Source organism: Streptococcus mitis (assembly GCF_965111735.1).
In the GTDB taxonomy this organism is placed as follows: Bacteria; Bacillota; Bacilli; order Lactobacillales; family Streptococcaceae; genus Streptococcus; species Streptococcus mitis_DR.
Genome location: NZ_OZ217346.1, coordinates 434794 through 452616, shown reverse-complemented (window position 1 = coordinate 452616; position 17823 = coordinate 434794). Strand labels below are relative to the sequence as shown.

15 protein-coding genes and 1 pseudogene are annotated in these 17823 nt (G+C 42.9%); 7 read left to right on the top strand and 9 right to left on the bottom strand.

Annotated elements, in window-relative coordinates:
• Positions 1 to 258: 258 nt before the first annotated feature.
• The 7 genes from ACLV7W_RS02215 to recJ all read right to left on the bottom strand — a co-directional run bounded on the left by ACLV7W_RS02215 (position 259) and on the right by recJ (position 9320).
• Positions 259 to 780 (bottom strand): hypothetical protein, encoded by a 522-nt coding sequence (locus ACLV7W_RS02215; RefSeq protein ID WP_153209733.1) that lies wholly within the window; start codon positions 778 to 780, stop codon positions 259 to 261.
• A gap of 152 nt (positions 781 to 932) precedes the next feature.
• Complete coding sequence (locus ACLV7W_RS02210) at positions 933 to 1778, bottom strand: metallophosphoesterase family protein (protein WP_411865354.1); 846 nt, start codon at positions 1776 to 1778, stop codon at positions 933 to 935.
• Positions 1768 to 3615 (bottom strand): excinuclease ABC subunit UvrC, encoded by a 1848-nt coding sequence (uvrC, locus tag ACLV7W_RS02205; RefSeq protein WP_411865353.1) that lies wholly within the window; start codon positions 3613 to 3615, stop codon positions 1768 to 1770. The genes ACLV7W_RS02210 and uvrC overlap by 11 nt, the downstream gene beginning before the upstream one ends.
• 50 nt (positions 3616 to 3665) lie before the next feature.
• Positions 3666 to 4355 (bottom strand): M57 family metalloprotease, encoded by a 690-nt coding sequence (locus ACLV7W_RS02200; protein ID WP_411865352.1) that lies wholly within the window; start codon positions 4353 to 4355, stop codon positions 3666 to 3668.
• 62 nt (positions 4356 to 4417) lie between these two features.
• Positions 4418 to 5197 carry an alpha/beta hydrolase gene (locus ACLV7W_RS02195; RefSeq protein ID WP_411865351.1) on the bottom strand — a complete coding sequence of 260 codons (780 nt, stop codon included), beginning with the start codon at positions 5195 to 5197 and terminating at the stop codon, positions 4418 to 4420.
• 66 nt (positions 5198 to 5263) lie between these two features.
• Positions 5264 to 6925 carry a ribonuclease J gene (locus ACLV7W_RS02190; RefSeq protein ID WP_049513180.1) on the bottom strand — a complete coding sequence of 554 codons (1662 nt, stop codon included), beginning with the start codon at positions 6923 to 6925 and terminating at the stop codon, positions 5264 to 5266.
• 172 nt (positions 6926 to 7097) lie between these two features.
• Positions 7098 to 9320 carry a single-stranded-DNA-specific exonuclease RecJ gene (recJ, locus tag ACLV7W_RS02185; protein ID WP_411865350.1) on the bottom strand — a complete coding sequence of 741 codons (2223 nt, stop codon included), beginning with the start codon at positions 9318 to 9320 and terminating at the stop codon, positions 7098 to 7100.
• A 176-nt stretch (positions 9321 to 9496) separates the two neighbouring features.
• Here recJ and ACLV7W_RS02180 point away from each other — a divergent pair, with 176 nt between their 5' ends.
• The 5 genes from ACLV7W_RS02180 (at position 9497) to ACLV7W_RS02160 (ending at position 13858) form a co-directional block, all read left to right on the top strand.
• Entirely contained in the window at positions 9497 to 10255 is a 759-nt protein-coding gene (locus ACLV7W_RS02180) for an amino acid ABC transporter ATP-binding protein (protein ID WP_125386182.1), read from the top strand.
• 10 nt (positions 10256 to 10265) lie between these two features.
• Positions 10266 to 11060, top strand: a complete 795-nt coding sequence (locus tag ACLV7W_RS02175; protein WP_261082136.1) for a transporter substrate-binding domain-containing protein — start codon at positions 10266 to 10268, stop codon at positions 11058 to 11060.
• 12 nt (positions 11061 to 11072) lie between these two features.
• Positions 11073 to 11750: an amino acid ABC transporter permease gene (locus ACLV7W_RS02170; RefSeq protein WP_000131145.1), complete on the top strand. Its 678-nt coding sequence runs from the start codon at positions 11073 to 11075 to the stop codon at positions 11748 to 11750.
• A 9-nt stretch (positions 11751 to 11759) separates the two neighbouring features.
• Positions 11760 to 12419, top strand: a complete 660-nt coding sequence (locus ACLV7W_RS02165) for an amino acid ABC transporter permease (RefSeq protein ID WP_049516303.1) — start codon at positions 11760 to 11762, stop codon at positions 12417 to 12419.
• A 248-nt stretch (positions 12420 to 12667) separates the two neighbouring features.
• On the top strand, positions 12668 to 13858 hold the full coding sequence (locus ACLV7W_RS02160) for an oxidoreductase (RefSeq protein WP_265531183.1): 1191 nt from the start codon (positions 12668 to 12670) through the stop codon (positions 13856 to 13858).
• A 110-nt stretch (positions 13859 to 13968) separates the two neighbouring features.
• On the opposite strand, the gene ACLV7W_RS02155 is transcribed toward ACLV7W_RS02160, so the two are convergent.
• Together ACLV7W_RS02155 and ACLV7W_RS02150 are read right to left on the bottom strand one after the other, a co-directional pair.
• Positions 13969 to 14406 carry an Rrf2 family transcriptional regulator gene (locus tag ACLV7W_RS02155; RefSeq protein WP_153209743.1) on the bottom strand — a complete coding sequence of 146 codons (438 nt, stop codon included), beginning with the start codon at positions 14404 to 14406 and terminating at the stop codon, positions 13969 to 13971.
• A 75-nt stretch (positions 14407 to 14481) separates the two neighbouring features.
• Positions 14482 to 15324: a metallophosphoesterase family protein gene (locus ACLV7W_RS02150; RefSeq protein WP_194251525.1), complete on the bottom strand. Its 843-nt coding sequence runs from the start codon at positions 15322 to 15324 to the stop codon at positions 14482 to 14484.
• Positions 15325 to 15636: 312 nt separating this feature from the next.
• Here ACLV7W_RS02150 and ACLV7W_RS02145 point away from each other — a divergent pair.
• Together ACLV7W_RS02145 and thrS are read left to right on the top strand one after the other, a co-directional pair.
• Positions 15637 to 15817, top strand: a pseudogene (locus ACLV7W_RS02145) (hypothetical protein).
• A gap of 41 nt (positions 15818 to 15858) precedes the next feature.
• Complete coding sequence (thrS, locus tag ACLV7W_RS02140) at positions 15859 to 17802, top strand: threonine--tRNA ligase (protein WP_411865349.1); 1944 nt, start codon at positions 15859 to 15861, stop codon at positions 17800 to 17802.
• Positions 17803 to 17823: the final 21 nt, after the last annotated feature.

Below are 17823 nucleotides of genomic sequence, written 5' to 3'. Positions count from 1 at the left end.
CTCAATTACCTTATAGTATAGGACCAATAGTCGCTCTGGTCTTGTGCATTGAATTCAAGATTAGCATAGTTCACTCGCGATTTCCTTTTCTAATTCTACTGCTTCCATTCTACCATAATTTGAAAGAGCTTACAGATATTTTTCGTAGAGTTAATACTTCTTTCAAACACTCTGCTATTTATTCTAAGCTATTTAAGTAGGTATTCTTTGGATTTAAAGCAATCAAAAAGCAGGCGATCGAACACCTACTATCTTATACTATTGACCAGATGCATAGGGAGCAAGTGCTTTATAAGCCGACTCCAGCGCTTTCTTCATTGTGTCACGTCCAGTTTTCAACTGTTGAACAAATAGAGTACGAGTTTGTTCAGGCACTACTGTATCATCAGAACCAATACTTGAAAGACTTTCGTTAAATGACTCTCTTACAGTCTCCATAGACTTAATCGCTGGTTCAACTTGGGCGTTATATGCTTCTTTTCCACTATCTGGAATTTTCTCCCCAATTTCAACTGCATACTTTTTATAATTGTCGACTAATTTGCCAAAGACGTTCTTCACTTCTCCAACAGTTTTAGCATTCTCAATTTCTTCATCAGTGATCAAAACAACCTCATTATTTTCTGTCTTTGAACTTGACGTTGTTGATGAGGTCTCTGAAGAAGTTTTCTCTACAGAGCTTGAATTTTTAGTCGAAGAATCAGACGTTGTTTTCCCTGCACATGCTGCTAAAACAACAACAGATAAAAGAGCCATACTGGCTGTAATAATTTTCTTCATAATGTTCTCCTTTTTATTAAGAATTAAGCCCATTCTATAACAAAATAATTTCAATGTCAAATTTTAGCTAAGCCACCTTTTCTTCCTTATCATCTGACTCTTTTCTAAGAAATTCTACTACAAACCTCACTTCAAAATAAGAGCTACAGGCTTTATTTCTCACTTTGTAAAAAATCAAAAAATTTCTTCACATCCTCTGCATACCCATGCTTATCTATTAAGCTTGCTAAGAGTTCCAGATTGTGCCCCTGATAGTTATCTTCACGACGTAGCTCTTCATACATTTCGATAAAGGGAAGCCCCTTGGATTTGGCCAATTCTAACTCAGCCTCGTAATCATAAGCGACTTTACGAAATAGGATATTTACCAATTCCCCATCTTCAACTTCTATCACGACATACTGGGCACGGTGATTTTTTAACGCCTCCCAATTAAAATAGGGCATGCCAATCGACCCTGGATTGATGATTTGTTGCCCTTGACTGCCATAACGAAGCAACTGCTTGTGAACATGACCATAGACTGCCACGTCGGTTTCCGCATCTAGCAGTTGGTCAAATTTTTCTGTATCATTCCCAACCAGTAGGTCCCCACCATAGTTTTTGTCAGGTAAATTATGAGAGATAGAAAAGCGTAGTCCCTCAACTTCTTTCTTTTCCAGCAAAGGCAAGCTTCGTAGCCAGACAATCGTTGCAGGATCCATTCGCTCCATCAAAAACTGGGTCATGCGCATTGACTGGATTTCTTTCGGATGTTCCAAACCATATTCGCCATCCAAGGCCTCAAGGACACGATCATCCCAATTGCCTCGAACACTGGCTGTGATAGGAAGGTCCTTTAGCAGGGCGACCAAGTCATTCGCACCGGGACCAGGAAGAAAAATATCTCCCAGAAGCCAGTATTCACTGACTCCTTGATTTTTAGCATCTGCAATCACTGCTTCTAAGGCAGTTGTATTGCCATGAATATCTGATAAAATTGCGATTTTATGATTCATTGTGTTCTCCTTCTGTTTGGTAATCTACTCTTTCTTCCGCAACTTGAAGCAAGGCTTCTGCCTCCTGCGGGTTCAACTTCCTCTGCACAGCCTCTGCAACCGCTCTAGGTACTCCAACTTCGACAATCTCATCCACACTGGCTTCCTTGATTTTGGTCAAAGACTTGAAATGCTTCATGAGATTCTGCTTGCGTTTAGGTCCCAACCCTTCAATACCATCCAATTGTGATGAAAAGGAATTTTTGGAGCGCAGTTGGCGATGGAAAGTTATAGCAAAGCGGTGGACCTCATCTTGGATGCGTTGGAGGAGGAAAAATTCCTGAGAATTGCGAGACAACTCCACCACCTCCAACGGATCTCCAAAGAGTAATTCATGGGTTTGGTGCTTATCATTCTTTTGCAGACCTGCAATGGGGATATCCAAGCCCAGTTCCTCTTGTATGACTTGCTTGGCGATATTGACTTGACCTTGTCCCCCATCGATGACAATCAAATCTGGAGGAGTCAAACCGTCACGCTGTACTCGACCATAGCGCCTGCGAATGACTTCTCTCATACTCGCATAGTCGTCTGGCCCGACTACGGTCTTGATTTTATACTTACGGTAATCTTTTTTACTTGGTTTGCCGTTGACAAAGACCACCATGGCTGAAACAGGGCTAGTTCCCATGATGTTGGAGTTATCGAAGGACTCGATGCGAACTGGGGTCGGGATTTGGAGCAAGCGTCCTAGATTTTCAATAGCTCCTTGTATCTTTTCGACAGATTTTTCTAGCAGGTTGAATTTCTGCTCTAGGCTGACTCGAGCATTCTTTATAGCCAGATTGACCAGCTGCTTTTTCTCTCCACGCTGGGGTTTGAGAATCTTGGTGTCTACCAAAACCTTGACAGCTTCTTCGTCAATATCCTGCGGAATCAGCACCTCATTGGGAACTAGATGAGATTTTTCTTGATAGAATTGTCCCACATAGGTCAAGAAATCCTCATCCGGATCATTATAATAGGGAAAAAGATTGACATCGCGCTCAATGAGCTTGCCCTGACGGACAAAGAAAACCTGGACACACATCCATCCCTTGGCCACATAGTAGCCAAAGACATCACGGTTTTGGAGGTCCTTGGTCATGACCCGTTGCTTGGTTCGAAGCGTTCCAATGGCCTGAATCAGGTCACGGTATTCCGCCGCACGTTCAAATTCCATAGTCTGGGCGGCCGTTGCCATCTTTCCCTTGAGGTAATCAATAATTTTGTCATCCTGCCCTTTTAGAAAATCAGAAACCTCCTGAGCCATAGACTTGAAATAGTCCTCATCCTTCTTACAGATGGTGTGAGCCATGCATTGGCCGATATGATAGTAAAAACAGACCTTAGACGGTGGATTGGTACACTTACGAAAAGGAAAAATCCGATCCAGCAACCGCTTGATTTCATTGGCTGCGCCCACATCTGGATAGGGACCGAAATAAAGACCTCCGTCCTTCTTGACCTGTCGAGTAATAATCAAACGAGGATAGCGCTCATTGGTAATTTTGATGAAAGGATAAGACTTATCATCCTTGAGCATGATATTGTACTTGGGCTTATTTTCCTTAATCAGGTTGATTTCTAGGAGAAGTGCCTCAATATTGGACTCAGTAACGATAAATTCAAAATCCACTATTTCAGACACCAGAGCCTCTGTCTTAGTATCATGACTTCCACGGAAATAGGACCTCACACGGTTTCGCAGATTTTTAGCCTTTCCTACATAGATAATAGTGCCGTTTTTATCCTTGTGAATGTAGCAACCAGGGCTGGTCGGCAAGAGCTCTAGTTTTGATTTAATCAAGTTATTCATAGTTCCATTATAGCAAAAAAGAAGGGAAAGATAGTCCCCTACTCATTAGTCTAATATATTTTTCGAAGGTTTGCAACATCCTCTTCCTGGATACCATAAAAGGAACCCGCAGGTTGCATGACAGACTTCTCATCTGTATGGTCCAAGCCAATCGCATGACCCAACTCATGTTCTGCCGTATGGACAATGCGCTCATAGGAATAGCCATAGTTAGGATTGGACAGATAATAGTGATTCAACCGCACCGTGACAGACAATAATTGCCCCGTTAAGAGATTGGTCTGACTTTCCGCCTCTCCTGCCACAGGAGTACCTCCGTCATTCATCTCCGTAGCCAGGATATCCGCCTTGCTAGTCTCAGTCACGATTTCAAAGTTAAAAGCACCAGTTTGATTCCAGTTCTGAATTGCTTCTAAATATGCCTCTTGAAATCCTGAATCCATCTGGGGATCCAAGTAAATACGAGCAGAAGCCTGCGGCCACCTTCCTTCAGAATGCTGGTGGCTATCTGTCTGGTTCAACTTAGGCAGTTGCCCTGTTCTTTCCCATTGGTTGATGCTTTGTTGACCAATTTTTACTGACCGCTCTGCTTGCTTTAGCGCTTCTTGAAAATCCCCGTTCAGATACCAGAGAAATCCAAAAGCAAGAGTGCATAAAAGCAAAACAATCCAAACCAGGCGCCAAAACAAACGCAAAACAAAAGAAAAGAAAGCCCCTATCAAACGAAAAAGCCAACGCATATCTCTCCACCTTTCTAGCAAATAAACTTTATTTTACTAAAAGAAGCTGAAAGAAAGCTAAATTATGACAATCTCTCTTCTAATTTGAAATCGATTGGTAGGGTTGCTAAGAACCGTTCCAATTGTTTTTCCCAGTAGTACCACTCGTGAGTTCCAGCACTATGCCTATAGGTCACATTAAAGCCCAGTTTTTTGAGATTTTTCACTGCGAGATTATTGGCTTCGTACAAGAAATCCTGCTCGCCACACCAAGCCCACAGCTTGGTCTTTTTATCCGATTTTTTAGCCAGACTTTCAAGCGAATAGGGACTAGTTGTCCAATCTTTAATCTCTCCAAAAACACCTCTCCAGTAAGCTGGTGTCCCCAGATTTTGGCTTTCAGGAGAAAAATCTTGAAAACTAAGGGCGCCTGAAAAGCTAGCTGCACGAGAGAAACGATTTGTAGCAAGAGCCAGTTTAAAACAGCCGTAACCTCCCATAGATAGACCAGCGATAAAGGTCTTTTCACGCTTGCTAGTCATGTTAGGGAAGAAGCGTTTTAGAACCTGTGGCAATTCCACTGCTAGAGCTGTGTAATAGTCAAAACCATACTGGGTATCGGTGTACCAACCGTTGCTAGTATTGGGCATGACAACGATAAGATTGGTTCCTCGAAGCAAGCGTTCTACATTGGTCCGCTTGAGCCAACTATTATGATTGCCAGACATCCCATGCAAAAGGTACAAGACGGGAATATCTTTACACTCTGGTTCTTCCACTCGATTGGCATCGGGGTAAAGAACATTCACTCCCCACTCCATATCCAAAACTTGTGAGTAATACTCAATTTTCATTACTGCCATAATTTTTCCTCTATTTTTCTATAAGAAAAAGCCGAAACTCGACTTTCTCTCTGTTTATTTCAACGATTATTTTGCTTCCATGACTACTGGTAAAATAGCTGGACGACGTTTAGTTTGGTCAAAGAGATACTTGGTCAGATTATCACGAACCTTCCCTTTAAGATCTGCCCAGTCAAAGTCATCTCCTTGAAGATAATCTTCTACCGTTTGGTTAATCAATTCTGAACTTTCACGGAGAATATCGCGGCTCTTCTTGAGATAAACAAATCCACGCGTGTGAACACGAGCCTTGGCCACAATTTTCTTCTCACGACGATTAACTGTGATCGCGACGATGAAAATACCATCCTCTGACAAGACCTTACGGTCACGAAGGACCACATTGCCAACATCACCAATGGCATTCCCGTCAATCAAGACATCCCCTGCCGAAACCGCTCCAGCTGGGACAAAGTCCCCATTCTCATAAGCCATGCTGGTTCCCTTTTTAGGAATGAAAATGCGTTCTGGCAACATTCCAACTGCCATAGCAGCCTTAGCATGGGCATCCAACTCGCGGTATTCCCCTTGAATCGGGAAGAGATACTTGGGTTGCAAGAGATTAATCATCAACTGAAGATCACGCGCATTTCCGTGCCCTGATACATGTAAACTTTGGGTAATCAATTTGACAACCCCTCCTGCCTGATAAATCATATTTTCCACACGCGCAACGAAGGCTTCTTTAGCAATAGACGGAGCCGTAGCAATATAGACCAGGTCCCCATCCTTGATTTCTACATAACGATGGCGACCAATCGACATCTTACGAAGTCCATTGATAGGTTCACCCATACGACCTGTCTCAAGAATAATCAACTCATGGTCTTCAAAGCGAGACATATCTTTCGGCTTAATCAAGAGAATTTCGTTGGCTAAAGACAACTTCTTGAGACGAATCGCTGTGCGGACGATATTTTCAATATCAAATCCTGTCAAGACGATACGTCGACCTGTTTTATCCGCAGCGTCAAAAATCTGCTGGATACGAGAAAGGTTACTGGAAACAGCTGCAACGATGATACGACCTTCCCAGTCAGCAATGGTTTGGGTAATTTCATCCCTAACTTCACTTTCACTAGCCACCTGAATATTGCTGTCCGCATTGGCCGAATCACTGAGGAGAGCCAGGACGCCGTCACGACCGATTTCTGCCAAACGAGCGAAGTCTGTCGCATAGGATTCACTAGCTGTCTGGTCAAATTTGAAGTCACCTGTATAAACGATGCTACCTTCAGCTGTCTTCAAGACAATTCCCAGGCTCTCTGGAACGGAGTAAGTCGTAGGGAAGAAGGAAACCACTGTCCCACCAAAATCAATCTCCGTATTCTCATCAATGACATGGAAATCATTAAATTCCTTAACGGCATCATTTCCTTTGACAAAGAGTTTGGCCAACTCAATGGTCAACTCAGACCCAAATACAGGAACTTTAGCCTCTGCCAAGAGATAAGGCAGAGCACCAATGGCATCCGCATGCCCGTGGGTCAAGAAAACCCCAGCAATACGGTCGCTATTTTCAAAAAGGTAATCCATCTTTGGAATCACCACATCGACCCCTAATTGTTCATTTTCGGGATATTTTAACCCTACATTCAAAACAAAAATGGACTCTCCAATTTCAGCAATGTACATATTTTTCCCATTTTCACGTACACCACCAAGTGTTGTTAAACTAATATTACTCATTTTTCCTCCAAAATCTTAGTTTATCTTGATTATAGGGTTACTTACCCTTTTATTCTAAAAGCACTATTACCTTTAGCCGAATCTTTTCCTACCATTATACCATTTTTTTGATGATTTTCAAAATGAAGATTTGTTTTCAAAAAAGAGCTGGTTGCCCAACTCTTTCCTACGTCTATTCTTTTTCCATTAAAAAGTCATAAATTTCTTGCACCGTACCCAGCGCCATCATTTCTTGGTCTTTGACGGTTTGTTTGAGATTCTGGTAAATCTGACTCTCTCCTATCTCTCGCTTTGGCGCTTCTTTATTGACTGTCATCACACCATCTTCGATTGTCACAAAGCCTAGTTCTTCGAATACTTGAATCATCTTGACCAGCAAGATTTGTTGGATATTGAGATAAGCAGCCAAATCCTTCAGCTTGTAGCGAATATCAAACTCTGGAAACTGGTAAATGGTCTTGTACAATTTGGCAAACTGCTCTCTAGTTCCATAACCTGTCAGATAATAGGCCTTGTCAATATCATTTTTGAAATAGACAGCAGAAAAATTCTGCTCCTGAAAAATGGTCTTCAACAGAGTAATATCCTCAGGTATGGTTTTCACGACAACCGCTTCACTAGTCGCTAGATTCGGCAGTTCTCCAGCAAAATCCAAGACTGGAACTCCTTCTGGCAAGACTGCATTCTTCCCACGGATGTTAAAAAGCTGAACACCCTCCACACGCGCATCCACCATCATCAACTGGAGGGCAGTTTGGCCATTCCATTGGTTGACAGAGAGAGTCACTGCCAATTCCAATTGCTTGGTCTGTGAGAATTCAGTCGCCCTTTTCCCTTGGCCAAAGGCCACTACCTCAAAACTCGCCTCGCCTTTAGAAATTTTCAGCTTGAGATGGGCATTACTTGCCCCCATAGTACGGGCACTTTCGACCTGAAAATCCTTGATATAAAAGATAGGTTTCTGATTGTCCATGCCAAAAGGTGCCAAACGTTCAAAACTTTTGACCGTTTCCAAGCTAAGTGTCTCCAAATCTAGCTCTTCATCTAGATTTAACTTGTTCTTGCCAGCAGCATCTGCTCCTTTTTCACGGACATAATCTTCCAAAACCTGAGATAAATCTGAGAGTTTCTCAACTTCCAGCGTCATTCCTGCCGCACCAGCATGACCACCAAAGGCTATGAAGAGGTCTCTATGAGGATCCAGAGCCTCAAAAATATCGACCGCTTCCACGCTACGAGCACTACCCTTGGCACGACCGTCCTCTATATTGAGAACGATGACTGTCTGCCCTAGTTCTTCCAACAAACGACCAGCCACGATTCCTAGAACCCCAGGATTCCAGCCCTCCTTAGCCAAAACTTGGACCTTCTTCTCAGGGTCCACCATGGTCTTAGCTTCTTCATAGATAGACTGAACGATTTCCTTGCGCTCTTCGTTTTTCTGATGAATCATGAGAGTAATCTCATGCGCTTCTTCATCATCAAACCCAGTCAGCAAATCAATGGCAGGATTGGGATCATCCAAACGGCCCAAGGCATTCAAACGAGGAGCAATCTGGAAACCAACCGTTTCTTCTGTTACTTCATTAGCGGCAATCCCAGCCATATCCAGCATTTCTTGTAAACCAATGCGCTGAGTATGCCCCAGCATTTCTAGACCATATTGAACCAAAATACGATTCTCATCTGTCAAACTAACCATATCAGCAATGGTACCAATAGCGACCAAATCAAGCAATTCCACTTGTACTTCTTCTAACAGGGCACAAGCCAGCTTGAAAGCCACTCCGCAACCAGCCAAATATTTGAAAGGATAGTTCGCATCCGGATGTTCAGGATGGACAATAGCATAGGCATCTGGTAAGGTTTCAGGTATGGAATGGTGGTCTGTCACAATGACATCTACTCCCATAGACTGAGCCAGTTCAATGGCTCCGTGACCCGCAACTCCATTGTCCACCGTCACAATCAAGGAAATCCCTTCTTGCTCGATAAAGTATTTATAAACACTAGCATTTGGACCATAGCCATCAGTAAAACGATTGGGCAGATAAACCCGGCACTCGGCACCAAGCTGTTCCAAACTTTCCTTAACAATAGAAGCCGAAGTCATGCCATCCGCATCATAATCACCGTAAACGAGGATATTTTCTCCTTCTTCAATGGCCTGACGAATCCGTCCCACCGCCTTATCCATATCATGGAGTAGATAAGGGTCATGCAAGTCCTCCAAGGAAGGTTCTAAAAACTTCTTCAGACTTTCTTGGTCCTGAATCCCTCTCTCAAACAATAACCGAGCCACCTCAGGACCCAGTCCAGCCTTCTTGGCTATCTTTGAAAAATCCGCATCTTCTACCTGCGGGGCAAACTGCCATTCATAAGTAGGTGTTATCAAAAAGACATCCACTCTTTCTAAGAATTCTATTGCTTCATTATAACATGATTTAGACGTTTTCTCTATCCAGATTGCTTTTTTATAAAATTTTAGTGAATTTTTTCAGATATGATTTGACAAGACAAATTTTTTGGTGTAGAATCATGTTATAAAATCTAACACAAAGGAGATTCCTTATGGCTTTAGTAGAATTTGAACACGTCGAAAAATATTACGGGGACTACCACGCGCTCCGCGACATCAATCTCCGTTTTGAAAAAGGGCAAGTCGTTGTCCTACTCGGACCATCTGGTTCTGGGAAATCCACTCTTATCCGTACCATCAATGGTTTAGAGGCTGTCGACAAGGGAAGTCTTCTAGTCAATGGTCACCAGGTTGCTGGTGCCAGCCAGAAAGATTTGGTACCTCTTCGTAAGGAAGTCGGCATGGTTTTCCAGCATTTCAACCTCTATCCGCACAAAACAGTGTTAGAAAACGTAACACTAGCACCCATAAAAGTTCTAGGAATTGATAAAAATGAAGCTGAAAAAACAGCCCAAAAATATCTGGAATTTGTAAATATGTGGGACAAGAAAGATTCTTATCCAGCCATGCTATCTGGTGGCCAAAAACAACGGATTGCCATCGCTCGTGGTCTTGCCATGCATCCGGAACTCCTCCTCTTTGATGAGCCAACATCTGCCCTAGACCCTGAAACCATCGGAGACGTTCTGGCAGTTATGCAAAAATTGGCCCACGATGGTATGAATATGATTGTCGTTACCCATGAAATGGGCTTTGCCCGTGAAGTTGCGGACCGCATCATCTTTATGGCTGACGGAGAAGTTTTGGTAGATACGACAGATGTTGATGACTTTTTCGACAATCCAAGCGAACCTCGTGCCCAACAATTCCTCAGCAAAATCATCAACCACGAAAGTGACAAAGTCAAATAAGGAGGCGCCTATGAAAAAGAAATTCTTTTTATCCGCATTATTGATTAGCCTTTTCGGCCTTGCTGCTGCAAAACCAGTTCAGGCTGATACCAGTGTCGCAGACATTCAAAAGAGAGGCGAGCTGGTTGTCGGTGTGAAACAAGATGTTCCCAATTTCGGTTATAAGAATCCTAAGACTGGGACCTATTCCGGTATCGAAACCGACTTGGCCAAAATGGTAGCTGATGAGCTCAAGGTCAAGGTTCGCTATGTACCTGTTACCGCACAAACTCGTGGCCCCCTTCTAGACAATGAACAGGTCGATATGGATATCGCAACCTTTACTATCACGGATGAACGCAAAAAACTCTACAACTTCACCAGCCCTTACTACACAGATGCCTCTGGCTTTTTGGTCAATAAGTCTGCCAAAATCAAAAGCATTGAGGACTTAAACGGAAAAACCATCGGAGTTGCCCAAGGTTCCATTACCCAACGCCTGATTACCGAACTGGGTAAAAAGAAAGGCCTGACCTTTAAATTCGTCGAACTTGGTTCCTACCCAGAATTGATTACTTCCTTACACGCTCACCGTATTGATGCCTTTTCCGTTGACCGCTCGATTCTGTCTGGCTACATCAGCAAACGCACAGTACTACTAGATGATAGTTTCAAGCCATCTAACTACGGTATCGTTACCAAGAAATCAAATACCGAGCTCAACGACTATCTCGATAACTTGGTTACTAAATGGAGCAAGGATGGCAGTTTGCAAAAACTCTATGACCGTTACAAGCTGAAACCATCCAGCCATACTGCAGATTAAGGAGGACACCCCATGACAGATTTATCATCTTGGACAGCCTATTTTCAGGATTTTGGACAATTTTTCAATGGTTTCCTCTTCACCCTTGCCCTAGCGATTGGATCCTTTATCCTCGCCATGGTTTTGGGCATCTTCTTTGGAGCCATGTCAACCAGCAAACGTCCAATTTTGCGCATTTTAGCTCGCATCTTTGTGGAGTTTTACCAAAACACTCCCCTCTTGGTGCAGTTTGTTATCGTTTTTTATGGCCTACCTCTTATCAGTGACCACACCATCATGATTCCGATTTATTGGACAGCTGTACTCTGCGTGGGACTCTATCACGGCGCCTATATCGCTGAAGTGATTCGTTCAGGTATTCAGTCTATTCCTAGCGGTCAGATGGAGGCCGCCTTGTCGCAAGGTTTTACCTATATCAGTGCTATGCGTTTGATTATCTTGCCTCAGGCCTTTCGTATCATTCTCCCTCCTTTGACCAACCAAATTGTTAACCTCATCAAAAACACTTCTACAGTCGCTATTATCTCTGGAGTGGACTTGATGTTTGTGACCAAGTCTTGGTCGGCACTTAACGGAAACTACATTCCAGCATTTTTAGGAGCTGCCCTTCTCTACTTTTCTCTTTGCTTTCCTGTTGCCCAGTTTGGTCGCAAAATGGAGCAAGCCAATAAAAAAGCCTATTCACTTTAGGAGGTTACTATGGAATCCATTTTAGAAGTTTTGACCCCAGATAACCTAGTCTTTATCTTTAAAGGATTTGGCTTGACCCTCTACATTTCTCTGATTGCCATCGTCCTCGCTACACTTATCGGTACAGTTCTAGCAGTCATGAGAAATGGGAAAAATCCTATCTTGCGCATCATTTCCAGCATTTACATCGAATTTGTGCGTAACGTTCCCAACCTCCTCTGGATTTTCACTATCTTTTTAGTGTTCAAGATGAAATCCACACCAGCAGGAATCACTGCCTTCACTCTCTTTACATCAGCGGCCCTAGCTGAGATTATTCGAGGTGGTCTCAATGCCGTAGACAAGGGGCAGTACGAAGCAGGAATGTCACAAGGCTTCACTTCAGCCCAAATCCTCTACTACATCATTCTCCCACAAGCCATTCGTAAAATGCTGCCAGCCATCATTTCTCAATTTGTAACCGTGATTAAGGATACCAGTCTTCTCTACTCTGTTATCGCCCTACAAGAGCTCTTTGGAGCCAGCCAAATTCTCATGGGCCGTTATTTCGAACCAGAGCAGGTCTTCAGTCTTTACATCCTGATTGCCCTCATCTACTTCAGCTTTAACCTAGCCATTTCTAGCCTGTCTCATATGCTAGCAAAACGTTGGCAACAAGCTGCAGAATAATACTCTTCGAAAATCAAATTCAAACCACGTCAGCTTCACCTTGCCGTACTCCAGTACAGCCTGCGGCTAGCTTCCTAGTTTGCTCTTTGATTTTCATTGAGTATAAACAGCCACTCTCCAGTTCAATTGGAGAGTTTTTTGATGAGAGTAGATATTTATAGACCTCAATTTGACACCATACTTTTTCTATGATAAAATGTAACAAATTCGTTTACAACAAATCAAATCTTAATGAAATGGAATTTTCTATGAAATCACTCAAAGGAATACTCTTTATCATAGCTAGTTTTGTCTTGACTATTTTGACTTGGATGAACACTTCTCCCCAATTCATGATTCCAGGACTAGCTTTAACAAGCTTATCTCTAACTTTTGTCTTAGCCACTCGTCTCCCACTACTAGAAAGCTGGTTTCACGGTTTGGAGAAGGTCTATACTGTCCACAAATTCACAGCCTTTCTCTCTATCATCCTACTCATCTTTCATAACTTTAGTATGGGCGGTTTGTGGGGCTCTCGATTAGCTGCTCAGTTTGGCAACCTTGCCATCTATATCTTTGCCAGTATCATCCTTGTCGCCTATTTAGGCAAATACATCCAATACGAAGCTTGGCAATGGATTCACCGCCTGGTTTACCTAGCTTATATTTTCGGACTCTTTCACGTCTACATGATGATGGGTAATCGTCTCCTTACATTTAATCTTCTAAGTTTTGTTGTTGATAGCTATGCCCTTTTAGGCTTACTAGCTGGTTTTTATATCATTTTTCTATATCAAAAGATTGGCTTCCCCTATCTAGGGAAAATTACCAATCTCAAACGCTTAAATCACGATACTATAGAAATTCAAATCCATCTTAGCAGATCTTTCAGCTATCAATCAGGACAATTTGCCTTCCTACAGATTTTCCAAGAAGGTTTTGAAAGTGCTCCGCATCCCTTTTCTATCTCAGGAGGTCATGGTCAAACTCTTTACTTTACTGTTAAAAATTCAGGTGACCATACCAAGAATATCTATGACAATCTTCAAGTCGGCAGCAAAGTAAGCGTAGATAGAGCTTACGGACACATAATCATAGAAGAAGGACGTGAAAATCAGGTTTGGATTGCTGGAGGTATTGGAATAACCCCCTTCATCTCTTACATCCGTGAACATCCTATTTTAGATAAACAGGTTGACTTCTACTATAGCTTCCGTGAAGATGAAAATGCAGTCTATCTAGATTTGCTCCGTGACTATGCTCAGAAAAATCCTAATTTTGAACTCCATCTAGTAGACAGTAGGAAAGACGGCTATCTTAATTTTGAGCAAGAAGAAGTGCCCGAACATGCAAGCGTCTATATGTGTGGTCCTCTTTCTATGATGAAGTCACTTGCCAAACAGATTAAGAAACAAAATCCAAAAACAGAGCTTATTTACGAAGGATTCAAGTTTAAATAACCACTCATACTCTCCTGGAATTTCCCAGGAGTTTTTTCTACGCAATCTCAAAAAACACTGCCAGATTTCTAGCAGTGTTTTGACATTTCATTTGCAGGCATCTACCCCTCTTACTCCTTCATTTGACTTTCTGCATCAGCCACGACTTGTTCTAGACTGGTCTGCCCAAGTTCAGCCTCCATAGCCAGCTGAATTCTCTCCAATTTTTGATCCAAAACATCATGAATACGAGCTCCAACTGGGCAATTTGGATTTGGATTGTCATGGAAACTGAAGAGTTGACCTGTCTTACCAAGACACTCAACCGCTTGATAAACATCTAATAGACTAATATCCTTGAGATCCTTAACAATCTCTGTTCCCCCTGTTCCACGCGCGACTGAAATCAGCTCTGCCTTCTTCAACTGGGACAAGGTTTTTCTGATAATGACAGGATTGACCCCGACACTAGCAGCCAGAAAATCACTGGTCACCTTGCTTTCCTTCCCCTCGAGAGCAATGATTATCAGCATATGAGTCGCAATGGTAAATCTACTTGGAATTTGCATCCTCTTCTCCTTTTTACGAGGCTACCCTGCCTCTACTCTTCTTTTTCTTTTATTATACCCTTTTTGGTTGTAATGTCAATCATTACCACTTTTCAACCAAGCATCTAATTCCCTATCATAGCCCTCTTTCTGGGCCAATTCTCTCAGAAATTCCTGATTATGAGTATGATGGATACCATTGACCAGACTTTCATAATAAACCTCAAAATAGGGAAGTTTGAGGTCTTTAGCTAGCTGCAATTCAGCTGCTACATCGTAGTCCACCCGTCGGAAGTCCATATCTACCAAGCCCTTGTCATCAAACTCTAAAATCATATACTGAGCTCGCAAGTCCTTCCGTAACTGGGCATCTAGAAAGAAAGGCTGCCCAATCGAACCTGGATTGACAATCAATTGTCCACCAGTACCATAACGAAGCAACTGCTGATGAATATGACCATAAACAGCAATATCGCAAGGCGGATTGGTCACCAAGCGGTCAAAATCCTCTTGCGCTCCAGTATGAATCAACTCTCTCCCCCAGTTCTTATCAGGAAGATGGTGGCTAATTCCCACCGTCAAAGCCCCAAACTGACGATGAATCTGGAGTGGTTGATTGTGGAGCAGTTCAATTTCTTCTAGGGAAATTTCCTCTAAAACATACTGGCACTGGCGCAAGAGATAGCGTTGACTGGGGCGAGTACTATCCAATTCCTTACGGACACCATGCCAAAGACTGTCTTCCCAGTTTCCCAAAACTCTAGCCATAATCGGTAGTTGAGCCAACAAGTCCAAAATCCTTCTACGCCCTGTCCCCGGCATGAGAATGTCTCCCAAAAGCCAGTATTCATCCACTCCTAGCTGCCGAGCATCTGCCAAAACAGCCTCCAGGGCGGTGGTATTGCCATGAATATCTGAAAGAAGAGCTATTTTCGTCATATCCATCTCCTCGTTTCCTATTATATTTCTTCTTAGTATTATAACAAAAAATACTGTATAATAGCGTTCTTCAGCCCGCTCTTACTAAATCCAGAACACTACTTTTATCATTGTCAAGGCCTATCAATAAGATGATTTCACATTACTCCTAACAAAGCATAGCAAGCACTCTTTCAATGAAGAAAATTCAAAAAAATCTACAAATATCTTGAAAAATCTCACAATCATGCTATAATAATCCATAGAGACAAGTCACTTAGTTCCTTTCTACTAGAGAGTGCGTGGTTGCTGGAAACGCATAGGAGGCCTAAACTGATACTACTCTTGAGTTTTTATGAAAACATAAAACGGTGGCCACGTTAGAGCCAATCAGAGGTGTCCCTCTTTTTTGAGGAACATAAATGAAGGTGGAACCACGTTGCGACGTCCTTTTGAGGATGTCGCTTTTTGTTTTTCTAGCTTTCACAATCCTCTGTCCCTATTTTCAAAATAGGGGTTAAAACATTCGTCAATAATATAAGTAAGGAGAACATCATGATTAATATTACTTTCCCAGATGGCGCTGTTCGTGAATTCGAATCTGGCGTTACAACTTTTGAAATTGCCCAATCTATCAGCAATTCCCTAGCTAAAAAGGCCTTGGCTGGTAAATTCAACGGCAAACTCATCGACACAACTCGTGCTATCACTGAAGATGGAAGCATCGAAATCGTGACACCTGATCACGAAGATGCCCTTCCAATCTTGCGTCACTCAGCTGCCCACTTGTTCGCCCAAGCAGCTCGTCGCCTTTTCCCAGACATTCACTTGGGAGTTGGTCCAGCTATCGAAGATGGTTTCTACTACGATACTGACAACACAGCTGGTCAAATCTCAAACGAAGACCTTCCTCGTATCGAAGAAGAAATGCAAAAAATCGTCAAAGAAAACTTCCCATCAATCCGTGAAGAAGTTACGAAAGACGAAGCTCGTGAAATCTTCAAAAACGACCCTTACAAGTTGGAATTGATTGAAGAACACTCAGAAGACGAAGGCGGTTTAACTATCTACCGTCAAGGCGAATATATAGACCTCTGCCGTGGCCCTCACGTTCCATCAACAGGCCGTATCCAAATCTTCCACCTTCTCCATGTAGCAGGTGCTTACTGGCGTGGAAATAGCGACAATGCTATGATGCAACGTATCTACGGTACAGCTTGGTTTGACAAGAAAGACTTGAAGAACTACCTTCAAATGCGTGAAGAAGCTAAAGAACGTGACCACCGTAAACTTGGTAAAGAGCTTGACCTCTTCATGATTTCTCAAGAGGTTGGTCAAGGACTTCCATTCTGGTTGCCAAACGGTGCGACTATCCGTCGTGAATTGGAACGCTACATTGTCGACAAGGAGTTGGCTTCTGGCTACCAACACGTCTACACTCCACCACTTGCTTCAGTTGAGCTTTACAAGACTTCTGGTCACTGGGATCATTACCAAGAAGACATGTTCCCAACTATGGACATGGGTGACGGGGAAGAATTTGTCCTTCGTCCAATGAACTGTCCGCACCACATCCAAGTCTTCAAACACCATGTTCACTCTTACCGTGAGTTGCCAATCCGTATCGCTGAAATCGGTATGATGCACCGTTATGAAAAATCTGGTGCCCTCACTGGTCTTCAACGTGTACGTGAAATGTCACTCAACGACGGTCACCTCTTTGTCACCCCAGAACAAATCCAAGAAGAATTCCAACGTGCCCTTCAGTTAATTATCGATGTTTATGAAGATTTCAACTTGACTGAATACCGCTTCCGCCTCTCTCTTCGCGACCCTCAAGATACTCACAAGTACTTTGACAACGATGAGATGTGGGAAAATGCCCAAACCATGCTTCGTGCAGCCCTTAATGAAATGGGCGTGGACTACTTTGAAGCCGAAGGTGAAGCAGCCTTCTACGGACCAAAATTGGATATTCAAGTTAAGACCGCCCTTGGAAAAGAAGAAACTCTTTCTACTATCCAACTTGACTTCTTGCTTCCAGAACGCTTCGACCTTAAATACATCGGAGCTGATGGCGAAGAGCACCGTCCAGTTATGATCCACCGTGGGGTTATCTCAACTATGGAACGCTTCACAGCTATCTTGATTGAGAACTACAAGGGTGCCTTCCCAACATGGCTTGCACCACACCAAGTAACCCTCATCCCAGTATCTAACGAAAAACACGTGGACTACGCTTGGGAAGTGGCGAAGAAACTCCGTGACCGTGGTGTCCGTGCAGACGTAGATGAGCGCAATGAAAAAATGCAGTTCAAGATCCGTGCTTCACAAACAAGCAAGATTCCTTACCAATTGATCGTTGGGGACAAGGAAATGGAAGACGGAACTGTTAACGTTCGTCGCTATGGCCAAAAAGAAACACAAACTGTCTCAGTTGATGACTTTGTTCAAGCTATCCTTGCTGATATCGCCAACAAATCACGCGTTGAGAAATAAGAGATAAAACCTGGGATAAAA